This is a genomic window from Anaerolineae bacterium, from assembly GCA_014360855.1.
Lineage (GTDB): Bacteria > Chloroflexota > Anaerolineae > JACIWP01 > JACIWP01 > JACIWP01.
Genome location: JACIWP010000288.1, coordinates 1 through 3,547, shown reverse-complemented (window position 1 = coordinate 3,547; position 3,547 = coordinate 1). Strand labels below are relative to the sequence as shown.

General features: G+C 66.1%; 3 protein-coding genes. All 3 read left to right on the top strand.

The features are described from left to right. A partial coding sequence (locus H5T60_12790; protein MBC7243305.1) for an ABC transporter permease occupies positions 1-405 on the top strand: 405 nt, incomplete at its 5' end. 12 nt (positions 406-417) lie between these two features. After that, positions 418-2,526 carry an ATP-dependent helicase gene (locus tag H5T60_12785; GenBank protein ID MBC7243304.1) on the top strand — a complete coding sequence of 703 codons (2,109 nt, stop codon included), beginning with the start codon at positions 418-420 and terminating at the stop codon, positions 2,524-2,526. Then, positions 2,523-3,547: ATP-dependent helicase (locus H5T60_12780; GenBank protein ID MBC7243303.1), on the top strand; the 1,025-nt coding region annotated here is incomplete at its 3' end. The genes H5T60_12785 and H5T60_12780, both read left to right, overlap by 4 nt.

Genomic DNA, 3,547 nt, shown 5'->3' with positions numbered 1-3,547 from the left:
CTGCTCATGCTCTTGGTCGTCACCCGCGTCTATCAGGTGCCTATGCGCGGCTCGCTGGCGCTCCTGTTGGGGCTGACGGCGCTGTACATCAGCGCCGAGATGGGCATGGGGCTGATCATCTCCAGCGTGGCGCGCAGTCAGCAACAGTCGCTCCTGCTGGTGTTCCTCATCGGCGTGCTGAACGTGGCCTTTTCCGGGTACCTGGTCCCGACAGAGAACCTGCCCCTGCTGTTGAGGCAGGTCTCATACCTGTTCCCCCTTCAGCATTACATGACGTTACTGCGGCAGGTGATGCTGAAGGGAGCGGCTCTGGCGGATGTCCTGCCGGATGCAGGAGCCATTCTCCTGCTGGGGACAGTCATCGCCGGCGTGGCCTATTCCGTCGTACAGCGCCGGCTGGATTGAGAGGTGCAGTCCATGCGCGACCTTATGGAGCTAACACCCCAGCAGTTGGACATCGTGCAGAGGCCCTGTCAGGACAATGACACCCTTTTTGTCGCCGGCCCCATCGGCGCCGGCAAAAGCACCGCGCTCTGGCACCGCCTGCTTCACCTCCTCCAACTGCCGGTGCGCGGCGAATCCGTCCTCTTTCTGGTGCCCGACCGCGGCCTGCGCGACCATATCGAGTCCATGCTGACCCGCCAGGCGCTGGTACCGCACGGCCGGCCCACCATCACCACTTATTACGGCCTCGCCCGCCGCATGGTGGACCTGTTCTGGCCGGCGATCGCCGCCGAGGCCGGCTTCGCCCACCCGGAGCGCGATCCGGTGTTCCTGACCTACGAGACCGCCCAGTTCCTCATGTACCAGGTCATCCAGCCGCTCATGGATGAGCACGCCTATTTCCATGACGTGCGGGTGCGGCCCCGCCGGCTGACCTCCCAACTGCTGGACAACCTGAACAAAGCCGCCATCAACGATTTTCCCTACACCGAAATTCGCGAGCGCCTGGCCCAGGCCAATCCCACCGCCAGCGAAGCGCTCTATTGGCAGGCGCAGGAGTGCCTGACGCGCTTCCGCCGGCTCTGTCTGGAGCGCAACGCGCTCGACGTATCCCTGGTCATCGAGGTCTTCCACCGCTACCTGCTCCCCAATCCGATCTTCTGGGCCTTTTTCTCGCGCCACTTCCGCCATCTCATCGTGGACAATGTCGAGGAAACCGTGCCGGTGGAGCAGGACCTCATCCGGCGCATGCTGAAGGTATGTGATTCCGCTGTGCTGGCCTATGACATCGGCGGCGGCTACCGCATCCTGCTGGGCGTGGACCCGGAAGGGGCATGGGACCTGCGCCAAGCCTGCCGGCACGCGGTAGACCTGGACGATGCCTTCGTGCCCAATCGGCAGATCGCCGGCTTCGCCAGCCGGCTGGCCGGCATCCTCCTGGAAGGCAGAACCGAACCGGAGCCGTCCGCAGAAGCCCTGCGCGATCACATCCACCTCTATCAGACCACCTACCGCTCCGATATGATCCGCTGGGTGGGCCAGCAGGCCGCCGCGCTGGTGGAAAGCGGCGTGCCGCCGGCGGAAATCGCCATCATCGCGCCGTATGTGGACGGCGTCCTGCGCTTCGGCCTGCAGGAAGCCCTGCGCTCCCACGGCATCCCCTTCCGCATCCTGCGCCGCTGGACCAGCTTCCGCGACGATGCCGTGGTGCGCGCCCTACTCACGCTGTCGGCCCTCGCTCATCCGGAATGGGAACGTTTCCCCCAACCGCAGGAGGTGGCTGAGGCGCTGTCCCAGCTTATCCCGGACCTTGACCTGGTGCGCGCCGCCCTGCTGGTCTCCGTCCTGTATGAGCCACGCGCCGGCCTGAAGGACGCCGGCGAGCTGGACCCCCACCTGCGCGAGCGCATCGGCTTCGCCGCCGTCGAGCGCTACCAGGAGCTGTACCAATGGATAAAAGAGTACATTGCCGGCCAGCCGCTGTCCCTTGACCGCTTCCTCAGTCGCTTCTTCGAGGAAGTGCTCTGCGCCAAAGGCTTCTGGCCCCCGGAAAACCTGGACGCCCACCGCGCCTGCTCCCGCCTGATGGAATCCGCGCGCAAATTCCGCTGGGCCGCGCCGGCCCTGGGTGGCCTGGAGCCGGAATCGCCCCAATTGGGCCGGCATTACCTGGAGATGATAGACCAGGGCGTGGTCGCCGCGCGCTATATCGAGCGTGCGCAGGAGGCGGACGCGCCGGCGGTGCTGATCGCTCCGGTCTACGCCTATCTGCTGGAAAATCACAGCTCCGACGTCCATTTCTGGGTGGATGTGGGTGCCCCGGAATGGTGGCGGCCTCCTCACCAGCCGCTGACGAACCCCATCGTGCTGTCGCGGCGCTGGCAGGCCGGCCAGACATGGGATATGGACCATGACCTGGCCCTGCGTAACCGCCTGATGGTGCGCATGGTCGAGGGCCTGGCGCGGCGCTGTCGCCGGCGGGCCTACCTCTGCGCCAGTGACATCAGCTCCATTGGGTTGGTGCAGGACGGTCCCTTCCTCACCACCGCCCTGCGCGTCCTGGCCGGGGAGGTTCAGCCATGATGCAGTTGCGCCGCTCCCAGCAGAAGGTCATGACATATACCGGCGGCTACATGGCGGTCTCCGCCGTGCCCGGCAGTGGCAAAACTACCACCCTGTCCCTGCTGGCAGTGGAGCTGATCGAGCGCCACGGGTTCGGCCGGCTGGAGGAGCGGAGCCTGCGCCGGCGGCTTCAGCAAGAGCGCGCCCGATCGGCCAATGAGCAGGCCGCCGGCGAGGAACTGGAACTGCCCCAGGTGCTCATCGTCACCTTCTCCAATGCCGCGGTGGCCAACTTCAAGAGCAAGATCGCCGGCTTCCTGCGCGAGCGCGGCCTGCCCCAGCATGCCGGCTACGATGTGCGCACCCTCCACAGCCTGTCCCACTGGATCGTCCAGCAGGCGCCGGGCGATGTCGGCCTGGACCCCGAATATGACATCCTGGGCGAGGTCGAGTTTCATCGCGGGGTGGCGAGCGCCGTCGCGCGCTTTATGGCCCACAACCGCACCGCCATTTTGGAGGCGCTGAGACTGTCGGAGGAGGTCTCCGAGTCGGACCTGCGCAGGGTGATGCAGGACTTGGCGACCACGACCATCCGCACCGCGAAGATGATGCGTCTGCGCCCCGAGGAGCTGATGCGCCGGCTGGCCGGCGTCTCCGACGGGCCGGTGGTGCGGCTCGCCGTGCTGGGCACAGAAATGTACGCCGAGTATCAGCAGTACCTCAACCAGCGGGCCTCCCTGGACTTCGACGACCTGGTGTGGTTGGCGTATGACCTGCTCCAGAAAAACCCGGCGCTCCTGCGCCGGCTCCAACAGCGCTGGCCCTATATCCTGGAGGATGAAGCCCAGGACAGCTCTCCTCTGCAGGAGAAAATCCTGGCCCTGCTGAGCGCGGCGCATCACAACTGGGTGCGCGTCGGGGACCCCAATCAGGCTATCAATGCCACCTTCACCTCGGCGGACCCGCGTTACTTCCGCCGCTTCTGCGAGCGCCCCGACGTGCGCCTGGTGAGGCTGGACGAGGCCGGCCGCAGTGCTCTGCC

Excerpts from the sequence above, each read along its gene's own strand:
- H5T60_12785 (MBC7243304.1), top strand. The coding sequence starts at position 418 with ATGCGCGACCTTATGGAGCTAACACCCCAGCAGTTGGACATCGTGCAG.